15 protein-coding genes are annotated in these 17,110 nt (G+C 67.2%); 12 read left to right on the forward strand and 3 right to left on the reverse strand.

Annotated elements, in window-relative coordinates; all coding sequences use genetic code 11:
- Positions 1-42: 42 nt before the first annotated feature.
- Both ACLB1G_RS10985 and ACLB1G_RS10990 read right to left on the reverse strand, forming a co-directional pair.
- The gene (locus tag ACLB1G_RS10985; RefSeq protein ID WP_491627231.1) at positions 43-2,160 is read right to left on the reverse strand and encodes a DUF6600 domain-containing protein; all 2,118 of its coding nucleotides are present in this window, start codon (positions 2,158-2,160) and stop codon (positions 43-45) included.
- Positions 2,161-2,289: 129 nt separating this feature from the next.
- Complete coding sequence (locus ACLB1G_RS10990) at positions 2,290-2,934, reverse strand: LysE family transporter (protein ID WP_491627232.1); 645 nt, start codon at positions 2,932-2,934, stop codon at positions 2,290-2,292.
- A gap of 147 nt (positions 2,935-3,081) precedes the next feature.
- Here ACLB1G_RS10990 and ACLB1G_RS10995 point away from each other — a divergent pair, with 147 nt between their 5' ends.
- The 12 genes from ACLB1G_RS10995 (at position 3,082) to ACLB1G_RS11050 (ending at position 16,153) form a co-directional block, all read left to right on the forward strand.
- Positions 3,082-4,014: a DUF808 domain-containing protein gene (locus ACLB1G_RS10995; RefSeq protein WP_491627233.1), complete on the forward strand. Its 933-nt coding sequence runs from the start codon at positions 3,082-3,084 to the stop codon at positions 4,012-4,014.
- A 146-nt stretch (positions 4,015-4,160) separates the two neighbouring features.
- Entirely contained in the window at positions 4,161-5,816 is a 1,656-nt protein-coding gene (locus ACLB1G_RS11000; RefSeq protein WP_491627234.1) for a methyl-accepting chemotaxis protein, read from the forward strand.
- A gap of 89 nt (positions 5,817-5,905) precedes the next feature.
- Positions 5,906-7,342 carry an oxygen-independent coproporphyrinogen III oxidase gene (gene hemN / locus ACLB1G_RS11005; RefSeq protein ID WP_491627235.1) on the forward strand — a complete coding sequence of 479 codons (1,437 nt, stop codon included), beginning with the start codon at positions 5,906-5,908 and terminating at the stop codon, positions 7,340-7,342.
- A 4-nt stretch (positions 7,343-7,346) separates the two neighbouring features.
- Positions 7,347-8,102 carry a sulfite exporter TauE/SafE family protein gene (locus tag ACLB1G_RS11010; RefSeq protein ID WP_491627236.1) on the forward strand — a complete coding sequence of 252 codons (756 nt, stop codon included), beginning with the start codon at positions 7,347-7,349 and terminating at the stop codon, positions 8,100-8,102.
- Positions 8,103-8,161: 59 nt separating this feature from the next.
- Positions 8,162-10,780 carry a heavy metal translocating P-type ATPase gene (locus ACLB1G_RS11015; protein ID WP_491627274.1) on the forward strand — a complete coding sequence of 873 codons (2,619 nt, stop codon included), beginning with the start codon at positions 8,162-8,164 and terminating at the stop codon, positions 10,778-10,780.
- Between the two features lie 9 nt (positions 10,781-10,789).
- The gene (gene ccoS, locus ACLB1G_RS11020) at positions 10,790-10,936 is read left to right on the forward strand and encodes a cbb3-type cytochrome oxidase assembly protein CcoS (RefSeq protein WP_491627237.1); all 147 of its coding nucleotides are present in this window, start codon (positions 10,790-10,792) and stop codon (positions 10,934-10,936) included.
- A 107-nt stretch (positions 10,937-11,043) separates the two neighbouring features.
- A complete protein-coding gene (gene ccoN, locus ACLB1G_RS11025) occupies positions 11,044-12,465 on the forward strand; it encodes a cytochrome-c oxidase, cbb3-type subunit I (protein WP_491627238.1) in 1,422 nt (473 codons plus the stop codon).
- Between the two features lie 16 nt (positions 12,466-12,481).
- Positions 12,482-13,096, forward strand: a complete 615-nt coding sequence (gene ccoO / locus ACLB1G_RS11030; RefSeq protein WP_491627239.1) for a cytochrome-c oxidase, cbb3-type subunit II — start codon at positions 12,482-12,484, stop codon at positions 13,094-13,096.
- A gap of 1 nt (position 13,097) precedes the next feature.
- On the forward strand, positions 13,098-13,262 hold the full coding sequence (locus ACLB1G_RS11035) for a cbb3-type cytochrome oxidase subunit 3 (protein ID WP_491627240.1): 165 nt from the start codon (positions 13,098-13,100) through the stop codon (positions 13,260-13,262).
- Entirely contained in the window at positions 13,255-14,217 is a 963-nt protein-coding gene (ccoP, locus tag ACLB1G_RS11040; protein ID WP_491627241.1) for a cytochrome-c oxidase, cbb3-type subunit III, read from the forward strand. The genes ACLB1G_RS11035 and ccoP overlap by 8 nt, the downstream gene beginning before the upstream one ends.
- Positions 14,218-14,235: 18 nt before the next feature.
- The gene (ccoG, locus tag ACLB1G_RS11045; protein WP_491627242.1) at positions 14,236-15,621 is read left to right on the forward strand and encodes a cytochrome c oxidase accessory protein CcoG; all 1,386 of its coding nucleotides are present in this window, start codon (positions 14,236-14,238) and stop codon (positions 15,619-15,621) included.
- Between the two features lie 10 nt (positions 15,622-15,631).
- On the forward strand, positions 15,632-16,153 hold the full coding sequence (locus ACLB1G_RS11050; protein WP_491627275.1) for a FixH family protein: 522 nt from the start codon (positions 15,632-15,634) through the stop codon (positions 16,151-16,153).
- A 115-nt stretch (positions 16,154-16,268) separates the two neighbouring features.
- On the opposite strand, the gene fnr is transcribed toward ACLB1G_RS11050, so the two are convergent.
- A complete protein-coding gene (fnr, locus tag ACLB1G_RS11055; protein WP_491627243.1) occupies positions 16,269-17,027 on the reverse strand; it encodes a fumarate/nitrate reduction transcriptional regulator Fnr in 759 nt (252 codons plus the stop codon).
- Positions 17,028-17,110: the final 83 nt, after the last annotated feature.

Raw genomic sequence — 17,110 nt, forward strand, 5'->3', positions numbered from 1 at the left:
GGACGGCACGGTGCGCATCACGCGCACCTGCCATCAGGACGCTCAGCGCTCCTGCTCGCGGCGCTTGTCGTTGGGGTCCTTGCGGTTGTCGTTGTTATTGTTGCGGGGTTGCTCGCGCGGCTGTTGTTGCTGTTGCTGGCGCTGCGCCTGTTCGCGTTGGGCTTGTTGAGCCTGCTGGGCTTGCTGGGCGCGCATTTGCTGCTCGCGCTGGGCCTGTTCCCGCTGGGCTTGCTGCATCTGCTGCTCGCGCATGGCCTGTTCACGCTGGCCTTGTTCCCGCTGCGCGCGCATCTGCTGCTCGCGCTGTTGCTGTTCGCGTTGCGCCTGCTCGCGCTGACCCTGCTCACGTTGGGATTGCTCACGCTGCGCTTGTTCGCGCTGGCCCTGCTCGCGTTGCGCTTGTTCGCGTTGCGCCTGCTCCCGCTGCCCTTGTTCGCGCTGGGCCTGCTCCCGCTGGAAGCGTTCGCGTTGGCCTTGCTCACGCTGCGCCTGGTCGCGTTGCCATTGCTCACGCTGCCCTTGTTCACGCTGCGCCTGATCGCGCTGTGCTTGGTCACGTTGTGCCTGCTCGCGCTGGCCTTGCTCACGCTGCAGTTGCTCCCGCTGCGTCTGTTCCAGCTGGGTCTGGGTGCGCTGCCCCTGCTCGCGCTGCGCCTGGCCACGCAGGGCCTGTTCCCGCTGGGCCTGGGCGCGCTCGTTCTGTTCCTGCTCGCGGGTGCTGAAGCGGCGGCGGCCATTGTCCTCGAACATCTGGCCGCGGTTGTCGCCGCGTTCCGTGGACAGCGTATTCTGCCCCGGACGGCCCGGCTGCTGCTGGGGGTTGGCCTGGGCCGGATTCTGCGTCTGCACCACGCCCTGGCCGGCATTGGGACGGCCATTACGGTCGCGCCAGTCGCCCCGGCCCGGCGGCACCTGGGGCGCGGGCGGCCTCACCAGCGGCGCATTCGCCAGCTCGGTAGGGGAGACCGTCACACGCGGCGTATTGCGCCCCACCGGCACGTAGCGGTGATTGTCGAACTGCTCGCGCGGCAACACGGTGACGCCGTCGCGGTAGCCGCGGTCGCGGCGCTCCTCGCGCAGGGGCAGCGGCTTGCCGTTGTGGGTCCAGGTCAGGCGCCGTTCGCGGTCCACCGAGACCTTGTAGGGCGGCACATAGCGCTCGCGCGGCGACAACGGGAACCAGCCCAGGCCCGGGCCCGGACGGCCGCCGTGATTCACGCGCAGATGGTCGCCGCCGACCCAGCCCACCAGCGCCGGCGCCCACACCGGGCGTCCGACCACGCGGCCCGGGGCCCAGCACCAGCGGCTGTTGACCTGCACCCAGCGGCCATAGTGCGAGGGCGCATAACCCCAGGGCGCGTTGTCGATCCAGGTCCAGCCCCACGGGGCCAGCCAGATCCAGCGGCCGTCGCGGTAGGGCGCCCAGTCGGACGCCACATTGCGCGGTATCCACAGGGTGCCGTATTCCTGGCTGTCCTGCCAGGTGCCGTACTCATCCAGGGTTTCGTAGCCGGTGACCTCGGCCGGGATGTAGCGGGTGGCCACGGCCGCGTCGTCGCGCTGGTCGCGCACGGCGGCCCAGCTGTCGAAGCCGTCGCGGGTGGCCAGGCCGGTGCGCACGTCCTCGGGGGTGATGTCGACCCGGCGGCCGGCGTTCACGGTCAGCGAGGAACCGGCGCCATCGACGCGGGCGGCGCCCGACTGCACGCTGACCTGGCTGGTGTCCGGAATGCGGTCGGCGTCGATGCGCACCACGCCCGGCTGCAGCAGGGTGACGCGCGCCTGCGGCGTGGAGAGTTCGAAGCCACGCAGGAAATCGGGATTCTTGATGCGCACGATGGCGCTGCCATAGTTCAGGCGCAGGCGCAGGTAGTCCTCGTCCAGCTGGGTGATTTCCAGGTCCGTGTCGCCATCCAGGCGCACGGCGGTGGAGCCGACCCGGAATTCGGCGCGGCTGCCCACGGCGGTGCTGATGTGGTTGGAAGTGGTCACCGGCCAGTTCAGCAGCGGACCGTCGGGATCGCCGTCGCCATCCAGGGTGACCCGGCCCTCCACGGCCGAGATGCGGCCCACCACGGCGGGCGGCTCATCCTGCGCCCACGCCTGAGAGACGGCCAAGGCCGCCAGCAATACAGTCATCCCTGCGATCGTGCGGCCCATGGCTGCGCTCCTCCCCTGTTTTTTTATATGGCAGCCGCATCCCTGCGGCCGTGTAGCATTTAACGCCGCACGGTCGTTTCCGACGACAGCGGTTACAAATCATTGCAATTTGTCATCTCGTCCATGTTGTCAGGTCGCGGCGTTGGCGCCGCGCTTGACAAAGAACAGCGCCGCGCCGACCGCCATCAGCAGGCCGCCAAAGAAGCGGTTCTGCTTCCTGACGGCGCGCGCGTCGCGGAAGTAGCGCTGCATGGACGAGGCCAGGAAGGCGTAGCTGTGCATGACGATCAGGTCGATGGTGCACATGGTCACGGCCAGGATCAGCAGTTGCGGCAGCACGGGGCTGCCCTTGGTGATGAACTGGGGCAGCACCGCCACCATGAAGATGATGCCCTTGGGATTGGTGGCGTTGGTCAGGAAGCCGGTCAGGAAGCGGCGCCGCAGCGAGGGTACGGCCAGCTCGGCGTGGCGCTGCTCGTGATTGACGTGCACTTTGGCGCGCCACTGGGACAGGCCCAGGTAGATCAGGTACAGCGCGCCCACCGTTTTGACGATGTTGAAGGCGATCTCGGACGCCATCAGCAGCGATCCGACCCCGGCCCCGGCAATGAACAGCACCAGCAGCAGGCCGGCCTGCAGGCCGAGGATGGTGGTGCTGGCTTTTTTCACCCCATATGACAGCCCGTGCGACATGGACAGCACGGCGCCCGAACCGGGCGAGACGGCAATGATGCTGGCGGCGATGACAAAGGTGATCCAGGTGGCGAAGCTCATGCTGATTCCTAGTTGGCTGTTGCGTCGGATCACTATTGTAGCCCGCCTGCCGGCGCGCCTGCGCGATCGCGGCGGTGCTTGGGGTAAGATAGCTTATCCCTAACTTTTTCCTTCTTGCACCATGACCTTACGCCCGGAGTATTGCTGATGGCCGGTACCAATCTGCTGGCCCTGATCGACGACATCGCCACCATCCTGGATGACGTCGCCCTGATGAGCAAGATGGCGGCCAAGAAGACGGCCGGCGTGCTGGGTGACGACCTGGCCCTGAACGCCCAGCAGGTGGCCGGCGTGCGCGCCGAGCGCGAGCTGCCGGTGGTGTGGGCTGTGGCGGTCGGTTCGCTCCGTAACAAGGCCATCCTGGTCCCGGCGGCATTGGCCATCAGCGCCTTGGCGCCCTGGGCCATCACGCCGCTGCTGATGGTGGGCGGCGCCTACCTGTGCTTCGAAGGCTTCGAGAAAGTGTTCCACGGCCTGGTGCACGGCAAGGACGACCACGCCCATGAGGAAGAACTGGCGGCCGCGCTGGCCAGCCCGGAGGTCGACCTGGTGGCGCTGGAAAAAGACAAGATCAAGGGCGCCATCCGCACCGACTTCATCCTGTCCGCGGAAATCATCGTGATCGCCCTCGGCACGGTGGCGGAAGCCGCCTTCGGCCAGCAGGTGGCGGTGGTGGCAGGCATTGCCGTGCTGATGACGGTGGGCGTGTATGGCATCGTGGCCGGCATCGTCAAGATGGACGACGCCGGGCTGTACCTGAGCAAGCGCGGCGGCGCCGCCGTGCAGGCCGTGGGCCGGCTGCTGCTGGCGGCAGCGCCCAGGCTGATGAAGCTGCTGTCGGTGGTGGGCACGGTGGCCATGTTCATGGTCGGCGGCGGCATCCTGACCCACGGCCTGCCCGGCGCCCACGAGGTGGTGCATCACGCCATGGAAGCGGCGGCGGCCGTACCTGTCGCCGGCCCGCTGCTGGGCGCCGTGGTTCCGTCCGTGCTCGACGCAGTAGCTGGTGTGATTGCCGGCGGCATCGTGCTGGCTGTTGTAACTGTGGTAACGAAGTTGTGGAAGGTGGTGAAACAATAGGCGAGAGTGCGCCGGAGGGGGCCGGCTTTAGCAGTTCCAATGCGGGGTATTTTGATCTATATCAATAAATTTGCCCGGCTGACTCCTTACACTGAGTACACTCTCTTGCGATACAGCAATAGAACCTCTAGTAGTGGAGCCCCAATATGCGCAATAATCAGCCGGTAACAAATCGCGAAATCGAGGTACTGGACGACCAGGCCATCGTGTCCAAGACCGACCTGGACGGCAACATCAGCTACGTCAATCCCTATTTCACCCAGATCAGCGGCTTTACGGAGCAGGAGCTGCTGGGAGCGCCGCAGAACATCGTGCGCCATCCGGACATGCCGCCGGAAGCCTTCGCCGACCTGTGGTCCTCGATCAAGTCCGGCACGCCATGGACCGGCATCGTCAAGAACCGCTGCAAGAACGGCGACTACTACTGGGTCAAGGCCAACGTCACCCCGATCCGCGAGGCCGGCCGCACGGTGGGCTACATGTCGGTGCGCACCCGGCCCGAACGCCACCAGATCGAACGCGCCGAACAAGCCTACCGCGCCATCCGCGAAGGCGGCGCGCACGGCATCCGCATCAAGAACGGCCAGATCATCCGCCCCGGCGCCGGCAGCCTGCTGGCGCGCCTCAGCCATGTGTCGCTGGCCATGCGCATCTGGCTGGCCACCAGCGTGGTCAATGTGCTGCAGACCATTGTCTGCATTGCCGCCCTGACCGGCCATGAAGGCCCCATCACCGCCACCAGCTACGCCATCTTCGGCGCCACCTTCATCGGCCTGCTGATCAATGTGTTCCTGTGGTGGACCCTGCGCACCGGCGTGCTGCAGCCGCTGGAACGCGCCCTGCAAGGCGCACGCTCGATCGCGGCCGGTGATCTGTCGGGCAGCTTCGAGACCGAGGCCACCGACGAGGTGGGCCAGTTGATGCGCGCCCTGCAGCAGATGAACAACAACCTGATCGCCACCATCCGCGACGTGCGCGTCAACGTCGAAACCATGGCGGTGGCCACTCGCCAGATCGCGGCCGGTAACAACGACCTGTCCGGCCGTACCGAATCGCAGGCCGCCAGCCTGGAGGAAACCGCCTCCAGCGTGGAGCAATTCTCGTCCACCGTGAAGCAGAACGCCGACAACTCGGCCCAGGCCAACGACCTGGCCGTGAACGCCTCCAAGGTGGCGGTGGAAGGCGGCCAGATCGTGGCCGAGGTGATCGCCACCATGGACGACATCAACAATTCCTCGCGCAAGATCGTGGACATCATCGGCCTGATCGAGGGCATCGCCTTCCAGACCAATATCCTGGCCCTGAACGCGGCCGTGGAAGCGGCCCGCGCCGGTGAACAGGGCCGCGGTTTCGCCGTGGTGGCCGGCGAGGTGCGCAACCTGGCCCAGCGCAGCGCCACCGCCGCCAAGGACATCAAGAACCTGATCGACGTCTCGGTCGGCAAGGTCAGCGCCGGCATGAACCAGGTGCACCGCGCCGGCGACACCATGAAACAGGTGGTGGAATCGGTCCAGCAGGTGACCGCCATCATGCACGAGATCTCGGTCGCCTCGCGCGAACAAAGCATAGGCGTGGACCAGGTCAATTCGGCCATCGCCCACATGGACCAGGTGACGCAGCAGAACGCCGCCCTGGTCGAGGAAGCGGCGGCCGCCGCCAACAGCCTGGCGCTGGAGGCCAACGGCCTGACGCAAGCGGTCAGCCTGTTCAAGTTCGGCAAGGTAGCCACGCCGCGCCGTCCGCAGCAGCCACAGCCGCCACGCCCGGCCCGTCCGGCGCAGCAGCGCCGCCTGGCGGCCTGACCCGGCCCAGCACGGGAGGCGGCGCGCCGCCTTCCCGTTCCCGCATCAAGACAGCGCATTCCAGAGCGCGCATCACAGACTGAACCATCATGCCCAGCACCCACAGCAGCAACGGCGCTGCTTTCCCAGCCGTCCAGTTCGACGCCGCCCTGATCACCAAACTGTCGCAATCAGGTCCGCGCTACACTTCCTATCCGACGGCCGACCGCTTCCAGCCCGGATTCGGCTACGCCAACTACCTGGAAGCGGTGGCCGCGCTGCGCATGCGCCCGGCGCGCCGGCCCGCTTCGCTGTACATCCACATCCCGTTCTGCGACACGGTGTGCTACTACTGCGGCTGCAACAAGATCGTCACCAAGGACCGCAGCAAGGCGGCCACCTACCTGAGCTACCTCAAGCGCGAGATCGCCATGCAAGCCGGCCTGTTCTCGGGCATGAACCAGATCGAGCAGCTGCACTTCGGCGGCGGCACCCCGACCTACCTGAGCGACCGCCAGATGGGCGAGCTGATGGCCTTCCTGCACAGCCACTTCAGCTTCGCCCCCGACAGCGAGGGCGAATATTCGATCGAGATCGACCCGCGCACGGTCAGCGTGGAGCGCGTGCATTCGCTGCGCGCGCAGGGCTTCAACCGCATCAGCCTGGGGGTGCAGGACTTCGATCCCGAGGTGCAGAAAGCCGTCAACCGCATCCAGCCCGAAGCGGAAACAGTGGCCGTGATGCAGGCCGCGCGCGACGCCGGCTTCCGCTCCATCAGCATCGACCTGATCTACGGCCTGCCCAAGCAGAGCATGATCACCATGGAACAGACCCTGGACAAGGTGATCAAGGCCAGCCCGGACCGCATCGCCCTGTACAACTATGCCCACCTGCCGCACATCTTCAAGCCGCAGCGCCGCATCAGCGAGGACGAGCTGCCGGCTCCCGACGTCAAGCTGGACATGCTGGGCCTGTGCATACGGCGCCTGGGCGAAGCCGGCTATGTCTACATCGGCATGGACCATTTCGCCAAGCCGGACGACGAGCTGGCAGTGGCCCAGCGCCAGGGCCGGCTGCAACGCAACTTCCAGGGCTATTCCACCCGTGCCGAGGCCGACCTGATCTCGTGCGGCGTGTCGGCCATCAGCGCGGTGGGCGCCACCTACTGCCAGAACGAAAAAACCCTGGAGGCCTACTACCAGCGCCTGGACGAAGGCCAGCTGCCGATCACGCGCGGCATCAAGCTCGATACCGACGACCTGCTGCGCCGTATCATCATCCAGAAGCTGATGTGCAATTTCGAGCTGTCCATCGCCTCGATCGAGATGGCCTATCCGGTCCGCTTCCGCGACTACTTCGCCGCCGAACTGCGGCAACTGCAGGCGCTGGAAGAAGACGGCCTGCTGACCCTCGACGATGAATGGATCAGCGTCACGCCCAAGGGCCGCCTGCTGATACGCAATATCTGCATGGTCTTCGACCGCCACCTGGCCGCCGCGCGCGCCCAGCCTGTGGCGCAGCCGCTGCGCTACTCCAAGACCATCTGACATCATGAATGGCTTGCAGCTGCTGCCGGTGTTCCTGGTCGGCCTGGCCGGGAGCGTGCATTGCGTGGGCATGTGCGGCGGTATCGTGGGCGCGCTGTCGGCCACGGCGCCGGCCCGGCCCGTGATCCGCATCGCGCGCACCCACGCGGCCGACAGCGCACTGCGCGTGCTGGCCTACAACGGCGGACGGCTGAGCAGCTACATGCTGGCCGGCGCCCTGGCGGGCGGCCTGGCCAACGGCGCGCAGGCGCTGGTCAAGCTGGCCGGCTGGCAGCTGGGCTTCTACTGGATGGCCAACCTGATGCTGGTGGCGCTGGGCCTGTACCTGATGGATGCCTGGCGCGGGCTGGCGCAGCTGGAGGCGGGCGGCCAGCTGCTGTGGCGCCGTGCACAGTCGGCCATCGCCCCCATGATGCGCAGCGTGATGCCGGTGGACCGGCCGCTGAAGGCCTATGCGCTGGGCGCGCTGTGGGGCTGGGTGCCGTGCGGGATGGTGTACAGCGTGCTGCTGACCGCCATGCTGAGCGGCTCGGCCGCCAGCGGCGCGGCGGTGATGCTGGCCTTCGGCCTGGGCACCTTGCCCATGCTGGGCGCGCTGGGATTGGCCGGCGCCCGCGTGCGCGCCGCGCTGCAGCGCCCGCGCGTGCGCATTGCCAGCGGCTTGCTGGTGCTGTCCTTCGGCTTGCTGGGCCTGGCGCGCGCCGCCCACGGCCTGTCCCTGGGCTGGCTGGACAGCCTGTGCCTGACCGCGCATCCATGAACGCGGCCACGCGCAGCATCACGCCGGTCACGGCCGACGAGGGCCAGGGTGGGGCCGCCATGGCCTACGGCGCCAGTGCAGCTCCGGTCGCGGCGGGCGGCGGCCAGGCCAGATCCACACCGGCGTCCGGCGCCAGCGATGCCGGCGCCGCCGGCTGCTACCACTGCGGCCTGCCGCTGCCGGCCAGCGCCAGCTGGCGCGTGCGCATAGACGGCAGGGAACGCGCGATGTGCTGCCCTGGCTGCGCCGCCGTGGCGCAGACCATTGTCGACCTGGGCCAGGAACACTACTACCGCGAGCGCAGCGGCTATGCCCAGCAGGCCGACGGCGCCGACCTGGTGCCGCCCGAACTGCGCCTGTACAGCAATGACGACCCGCGCTTCGCACTCGACGCCGACAGCCGGGAGACCACCTTCGCGGTCGAAGGCATACGCTGCGCCGCCTGCGTGTGGCTGATCGAGCAGCGCCTGGCGCGCCTGCCCGGCGTGGCCAGCGCCCAGCTCAACGTCGCCACCGAGCGCCTGTACGTGCGCTGGCGCGCCGACGCCTGCCAGCCGGGCGACATCCTGGCCGCCCTGCACGCCATCGGCTACGCCGCCTATCCCTACGACGCCCTGCGCCATGGCGAACAGCTGCGGCGCGCTGCGCGTACCCTGGGCCGCCAGCTGTTCGTGGCCGGGCTGTCCATGATGCAGGTGATGATGTACGTGGCCCCGGCCTACCTGTCGGACGGCGACGGCACCCTGGACGAGTCCATGGCGGGCCTGATGCGCTGGGCCAGCCTGCTGCTGACGCTGCCCACGATCTGCTACTCGGCGCTGCCGTTCTGGCGCGGCGCCCTGGCCAGCCTGCGGACACGCACGCTCGGCATGGACGTGCCGGTGGCGCTGGGCATCGCGGCCGCCTTCGGCGCCAGCGTGATCGCCACCTGGCGCGGCGAGGGCGAGGTGTATTTCGATTCCGTCACCATGTTCGTGTTCCTGCTGCTGTGCAGCCGCTACCTGGAACTGCTGGCGCGGCGCAAGGCGGCCGGCGCCATGGAGCGGCTGCAGCACGCGCTGCCCGCCTCGGCCCACAAAGTGGCCGCTTATCCGGAACGGCGCGACAGCGAACTGGTGCCGGCCGCCGCCCTGGCCGCCGGCGACGTCATCCTGGTCAAGCCGGGCGAAGCGGTGCCGGCCGACAGCGTGGTGCTGGATGGGGCCACCGCGCTCGACCTGTCGCTGCTGACCGGCGAGAGCGCGCCGCAGCCGCGCGCCACCGGCGACGCCCTGCCCGGCGGCGCCATCGTGTGCGCCGATGCAGTGCTGGCGCGCGTGACACGCAGCGCCGGCGACTCCACCCTGGCCGACCTGGTGCGCCTGATCGACCGCGCCGGCCAGGGCAAGCCCGGTATCGCGCAGTGGGCCGACCGGGTGGCGGCGTATTTCGTGGCGGCGCTGCTGCTGTTCGCCGGCGCCAGCTTCGCCTGGTGGTACTGGCACGATGGCCACCAGCCGGCGCGTGCGTGGCATATCGCCATCGCGGTGCTGGTGGTGTCCTGCCCCTGCGCGCTGTCGCTGGCCACGCCCAGCGCGCTGGCCGCCAGCATCGACCGCCTGCTGCGCCGCGGCGTGCTGGTGGTGGCGCCGCACGCGCTGGAAACCCTGCAGCGCGCCACCCACGTGGTGTTCGACAAGACCGGCACCCTGACCGAAGGCCGCCCCGCGCTGCACAGCATAGCCGCGCTGGACGGCGGCGACCCGGCCCGCTGGCTGGCAGTAGCCGCAGCGCTGGAAGCCGGCAGCGCCCACCCGCTGGCGCGCGCCATTACGGCCGGCGCCATCCCCGGCGCAGCCGGCAGCTTAGGCGCAGGCGGCAACCCCGGCGCGGGCAGCATGGTCGGCGCCGCCCAGCCGCGGGCGCAAACACTCGCGGATGCAACGACACCACGCGCGCAGGCGGCGGGACTGCACGCCAGCGCGCTGCAGGAAATTCCTGGCAAGGGCCTGGAAGGCACGCTGGACGGCCAGCGCTACCGCCTGGGCAGCGCCGCTTACGTGGCGGAACTGGCGGGCAGCGCGCCGCCGGTGATGCACCGCCTGGAAGACGCCGACGCCACCATCATCTACCTTGGCATGCAGGACCGCTGGCTGGCGCGCCTGCTGCTGCGCGACACCCTGCGCGCCGACGCCCAGGCTACCGTGGACCACTTCCACGCGCTGGGAAAAACCGTGGTGCTGCTGAGCGGCGACGATGACCAGCTGACCAGGCGCCTGGCCGCGCAGCTGGGCATCCTGCACGCCAGCGGCGGCAACCTGCCGCAGCACAAGCTGGACTACGTGCGCGCCCTGCAGGCACAAGGCGCGGTGGTGGCGATGGCCGGCGACGGCATCAACGACGCCGCCGTGCTGAGCGCAGCCGATGTGTCCTTCGCCATGGGCAGCGGCGCCGCACTGGCCCAAGCCCATGCCGACGCGGTGCTGCTGTCCGGCCGCATAGGCTCGCTGGCCGACGCCTCGCAGGCAGCGCGCGCCACCATGCGCGTGATACGCCAGAACCTGGCCTGGGCCACCGTCTACAACCTCGCCGCCATCCCGGCCGCCGCCATGGGCTATCTGAACCCGTGGTGGTCCGGGGTCGGCATGGCGCTCAGTTCCGCCGTCGTGGTGCTCAACGCGCTGCGCCTGCGGCGATAAGGATCACACATGGAAGCCCTGTATTTGCTGGTGCCGCTCAGCGTGCTGCTGGTGTTTGGCGCAATCTGGCTTTTTTTTAAAGCCTCCGACGGCGGCCAGTTCGAGGACCTGGAAGGCCCCGCGCTGCGCGTGCTGCAGGACGACGACAAACCCTGATTTGTTCAATACCTGTTCTACCTGTTTTGATCCATATCAAAGTTTTTTGAGGTTCAAACCCGTAACCTTTGATGTACATCATCAAAGAGTTCTAGGGAGAACATCAAGTGGATCAAGCAACGCACTACAACTACAAGATCGTGAAGCAATTCGCGATCGCGACCGTAGTCTGGGGCATAGTCGGGATGCTGGTGGGCGTGATCATCGCCGCCCAGCTGGCCTGGCCGGCGCTGAACCTGGACATACCCTGGCTGACCTATGGCCGTTTGCGCCCGCTGCACACCAACGCGGTGATTTTCGCGTTCGGCATCTGCGGCCTGTTCGCCACCTCCTACTACGTGGTGCAGCGCACCTGCCAGGTGCGGCTGTTTTCCGACAAGCTGGCCGCCTTCACCTTCTGGGGCTGGCAGGCCGTGATCCTGTCGGCCGTGGTGACCCTGCCCATGGGCCTCACGCGCGGCAAGGAATACGCGGAACTGGAATGGCCCATCACCATCCTGATCGCGGTGGTGTGGATCGCCTACGCCATCGTGTTCTTCGGCACCATCATCAAGCGCAAGGTGCAGCACATCTACGTGGCCAACTGGTTCTTCGGCGGCTACATCCTGGCCGTGACCCTGCTGCACGTGGTGAACGGCGCCAGCATGCCGGTCAGCGCCTTCAAGTCCTACTCGGCCTATTCGGGCGTGCAGGACGCCATGATCCAGTGGTGGTACGGCCATAACGCGGTGGGCTTCATCCTGACCGCCGGCTACCTGGGCATGGTGTACTACTTCATCCCGAAACAGGCCGAGCGCCCGGTGTATTCCTACCGCTTGTCCATCGTGCACTTCTGGGCCCTGATCTTCACCTACATGTGGGCCGGCCCGCACCACCTGCACTACACCGCGCTGCCCGACTGGACCCAGTCGCTGGGCATGGTGTTCTCCCTGATCCTGCTGGCGCCGTCCTGGGGCGGCATGATCAACGGCATCATGACCCTGTCCGGCGCCTGGCACAAGCTGCGCACCGATCCGATCCTGAAGTTCATGATCGTCTCGCTGTCGTTCTACGGCATGGCCACTTTCGAGGGCCCGATGATGTCGATCAAGACCGTCAACTCGCTGTCGCACTACACCGACTGGGGCATCGCCCACGTGCACGGTGGCGCCCTGGGCTGGGTCGGCTTCATCACCATGGGTTCCATCTACTACCTGCTGCCGCGCCTGGTCGGCCGCAAGGACATGTACAGCTCGCGCCTGGTCGACCTGCACTTCTGGGTGGCCACCATCGGCATCGTGCTGTACATCGCCGCCATGTGGATCGCCGGCGTCATGCAGGGCCTGATGTGGCGCGCCGTGAACCCGGACGGCACCCTGACCTACACCTTCGTGGAATCGGTCAAGGCCACCTATCCCTACTACGTGGTGCGCTTCGGCGGCGGCCTGCTGTACCTGAGCGGCATGTGCCTGATGGGCTACAACGCCTGGATGACCCTGCGTAACCGCGAGACCGCCACGGCCGCCATCCCGGCCCTGGTACACGCCTGAACCTACGGAGCTAGCAATGAAGTTTTCACATGCCTGGATCGAGAAAAACCCCTGGCTGCTGATCGCCCTGGTGACCCTGGTGGTCAGCGTGGGCGGCGCGGTCGAGATCATCCCGCTGTTCTTCCAGAAGTCGACCACCGAGCCGGTGGCCGGCCTCAAGCCCTACAGCCCGCTGCGCCTGGCGGGACGCGACATCTACATCCGCGAGGGCTGCTACAACTGCCACTCGCAGATGATACGGCCGTTCCGCGCCGAGACCGAGCGCTATGGCCACTACTCGGTGGCAGGCGAATTCGTCTACGACCGCCCGTTCCAGTGGGGCTCCAAGCGCACCGGTCCCGACCTGGCGCGCGTGGGCGGCCGCTACTCCGACGAGTGGCACCGCACCCACCTGCACAACCCGCGCGACGTGGTGCCGGAATCGAACATGCCGTCCTATCCGTGGCTGGCCAAGACCAGCCTCAAGCCGGAGGAGATCGCGCCCAAGATGCGCGCCCTGCGCACCCTGGGCCATCCCTACACGGATGCCGAGATAGCGGCCGCCCCGGCCGAACTCAAGGACAAGACGGAAGAAGACGCCCTGGTGGCCTACCTGCAAGGCCTGGGCACCCTGATCAAAGCGAGGAACTGAGATGGCTATCGAGAATGTGTTTGACCAGGCCAGCAGCGTGATGACGGTGATCTCGTTCATCACGTTCGCCGGCATCCTGTGGTGGACCTGGACGCGGCGCGAGGCCGACCTGGCCACCGCCGCCCAGCTGCCGTTTGCCGACGATGAGGAGGACCGCCATGTCTGACTTCACCAGCGGCTTCTGGAATATCTACATCCTGGTGCTGACCCTGCTGGGCGTGTTCGGCTGCGCCATCCTGCTGTACACCCAGTCGAAGACCAAGCTTGCTCCCGGCCAGCCCAGCGACGGCACCACCGGCCACGTGTGGGACGAGGACCTGAAGGAACTGAACACCCCCATGCCGCGCTGGTGGATGTGGCTGTTCTACATCACCATCGTGTTCGGCCTGGCCTATCTGTTCCTGTACCCCGGCCTGGGCGACTACGCCGGCAAGCTGGGCTGGAAGTCCTCGGGCCAGTACCAGGCCGAGCTGAAACAGGCCGAGGCCGACTACGGCCCGCTGTTCGCCCAGTACCAGAAGCAGGACTTGCGCGCCGTGGCAGCCGATCCCAAGGCCCACGCCATGGGCGAACGCCTGTTTCTGACCTATTGCGCGCAGTGCCACGGCTCTGATGCGCGCGGCAACAAGGGCTTCCCCAACCTGACCGACAAGGACTGGCTGTATGGCGGCGATCCGGAAACCATCAAGACCACCATCCTGCACGGCCGCAACGGCGTGATGCCGTCCATGGCCGCCGCCCTGGGTTCCGACCAGGACGTGGAAAACGTGGCCAACTACGTGCTCAGCCTGTCGGGCTCGACCGCCGATCCCATCAAGGCCGTATTCGGCAAGGGCAAGTTCGGCGCCTGCATGGCCTGCCATGGCGCCGACGCGCATGGCAACCAGGCCCTGGGCGCGCCCAACCTGACCGACAAGATCTGGCTGTATGGCGGCAGCGCCGAGACCATCATGGAAACCATCCGCAAGGGCCGCAACAACACCATGCCCGCCTTCCAGGACTTCCTGGGTGATGGCAAGGTGCACGTGCTGGCCGCCTACGTGTGGAGCCTGTCGAACGACCCGGCCAAGGCAGTTGCACCGGCCGCACCGGCCGCCGCCCCGGCCACCACCCAGCAGTAACAGCAGGAAGGCAAGACCATGAACGCCCCGCAAGTCATCCACATGTACGCCGCGCGCGAGGAAATCTACCCGCGCGAGGTCAGCGGCCGCTACGCGCGACTGCGCTGGGTGTTCGTCTGGCTCACCCAGCTGGCCTTCTACGGCACGCCCTGGCTGATGTGGAACCAGCGCCAGGCCATGCTGTTCGACCTCGGCACGCGCAAGTTCTACCTGTTCGGACTGGTGCTGTGGCCGCAGGACTTCATCTACCTGGCGGCCCTGCTCATCATCTGCGCCTACCTGCTGTTCATGGCCACCGCCATCGCCGGCAGGGTATGGTGCGGGTTTGCCTGCCCGCAGACGGTGTACACCGAGATCTTCCTCTGGATAGAGCGCAAGATCGAAGGCAAGCGCAGCGCCCGCATGGCGCTGGACCGGCAGGGGCCCTCGCTCAACAAATATGCCCGCAAGAGCGCCAAGCACCTGGCCTGGGGCGCGCTGGCGCTGTGGACCGGCTTCACCTTTGTTGGCTACTTCACCCCCATCCACAAGCTGGCGCAGCAAGCCATGACCCTGGACTTCGGTCCCTGGGAATGGTTCTGGGTGCTGTTCTACGGCTTCGCCACCTACGGCAACGCGGGCTGGATGCGCGAGCAGGTGTGCAAGTACATGTGCCCCTACGCGCGCTTCCAGAGCTCGATGTTCGACCAGGACACCCTGATCATCAGCTACGACGCCGCCCGTGGCGAACCGCGCGGCAAGCTGTCGAAAACCGCCAACGGCAACGGCGGCTCCTGCATCGATTGCACCATGTGCGTACAGGTGTGCCCGACCGGGATCGACATCCGCAACGGCCTGCAGTACGAATGCATAGGCTGCGCCGCCTGCGTCGACGCCTGCGACAGCGTGATGGACAAGATCGCCCAGCCGCGCGGCCTGATACGCTACAGCACCGACCGCGCCCTGGCCGAGCACGACGGCGGCACGGCGGCCCAGCTGCGCGCCCACCTGCTGCGCCCGCGCGTGTTGATCTATGGCGGCATCCTGCTGGCCCTGGTGGCCACGGTGGGCACCACGCTGGCGCTGCGCACCCCGCTCAAGCTGGACGTGCTGCGCGACCGCGGCACCCTGGGCCGCGAAGTCGAGGACGGCATGATAGAGAACGTGTACAGGCTGCAGATCATGAACACCAGCGAGCAGGCCCACACCTACCGCATCCGCGTCAGCGGCGTGCCCACCCTGGCCCAGGTGACGGCCGACACCGTGACCGTGGGCGCCACCGAAACCCTGGCCCATCCGATCCGCCTGCGCACCGCGCACGGCGCCGGCCAGCCGGGGTCCAACAAGATCGATATCGAACTGACCGCCGTGGACGATCCATCCCTGCATGTGAAGGAACATGCGGTGTTCATGGTGCCGCGCTGAAGGAGTGATGATGCAAGCCGCAATCCCGAGTCCGAATCCTGCGCCCTGGTGGCGCCACCGCTGGCCCTGGCTGCTGATGGCCGGCCCCTTCATCGTGGCCGTGGCCGCCAGCTACACGGGCTGGCTGGCCTACCAGGGCCAGGATGCGCTGGTGGTGGGCGACTACTACAAGCAGGGCAAGGCCATCAACCAGGACCTGCGGCGCGACCGCGCGGCAGCCGGCCTGGGACTGGCCATGGAAGTGGAATACGATCCCTCGACCAGCGAGCTGCGCGGGCGCATCAGCAGCCGCAGCCAGGCCACCCGGCCGGCCGCCGTGCTGCTGCACCTGTCGCACGCGACCCTGCCGGAAAAGGATATCCGCCTCATGCTCAAGCCCGACGCGGACGGCGCCTTCCACGTGGCGCTGCCCATGCTGGAGCGCAGCCGCTGGGTGGTGCTGGCGGAAGGAGAACAGCGCGACTGGCGCCTGGCCGGCGCCTGGCAGTGGCCGGCGCAGCGTTCGGTGACGCTAAGGGCCGACGCGGAGTAGGTTTTGAACCTGTTTCAAAATCAGGGCCAGGCGCTGGCCAAGGCCGGGGCGGCGAAGACAGTGCGCCTGCACGGCGAGGAGCTGCAACGACGCCATGTTCGGTTTGAAACAGGTTCTATGCGCAGGTCTCGGTGCCGGCCGTGATGGCCTTGAGGGTAGGCAGGTTGAGCAGCTCGATCTCGCGGTTGCTGACCCGCACCAAGCCCTCTTTCTTGAACCTGGACAGCAAACGGCTGATGCTCTCTATGGTCAAGCCCAGGTAGTTGCCGATTTCCTCGCGCGACATGCGCAGCTGGAAGGTGTGCGGCGAATAGCCGCGCGCCTCGTAGCGCGAGGACAGGTTGACCAGGAAGGCGGCAAAGCGCTGGGTGGCCTGCATATTCCCCAGCAACAGCATGACACTTTGCTCGCGCGTGATTTCCTGGCTCATCATGCGATGGAAATGGCGCAGCAGGGTGGGCATGTCGGCCAGCAGCTGCTGCAGACTGCCGAACGGGATTTCGCACACCTCGCTGTCCTCCAGCGCAATGGCGTTGCATAAATGGCGGTCGGCGCTGATGGCGTCCATGCCCAGCAGCTCGCCGGCCATCTGGAAGCCGGTGATCTGCTCCAGCCCCTCCTGGTTGACCTGGTAGGTCTTGAAATGTCCCAGCCGCACCGCATACAGGTTGGCGAAGCCGTCGCCGATACGGAACAGGGTGCCGCCGCGCGCCACCTTGCGGCGGCGGCCGATGATCTGGTCCAGGCGGTCCATGTCGGCCGTGTCCAGGCCCATGGGCAGGCACAGCTGGTGCATGCTGCAGGTGGCGCAGCGCGCGCGCAGCGCATCGATCGAGGTGGCGGGCAGGGTCAGGGGGGGAAGTTCGCGTATCATCCAGGCAGTGTAGCGCATCCGCCCCCATTTGGTGCGATTTCGCACTGAACCATTCAGGTATCCGAGGCTGTGCGACAACGCCC

This window comes from Duganella kummerowiae (assembly GCF_053572355.1).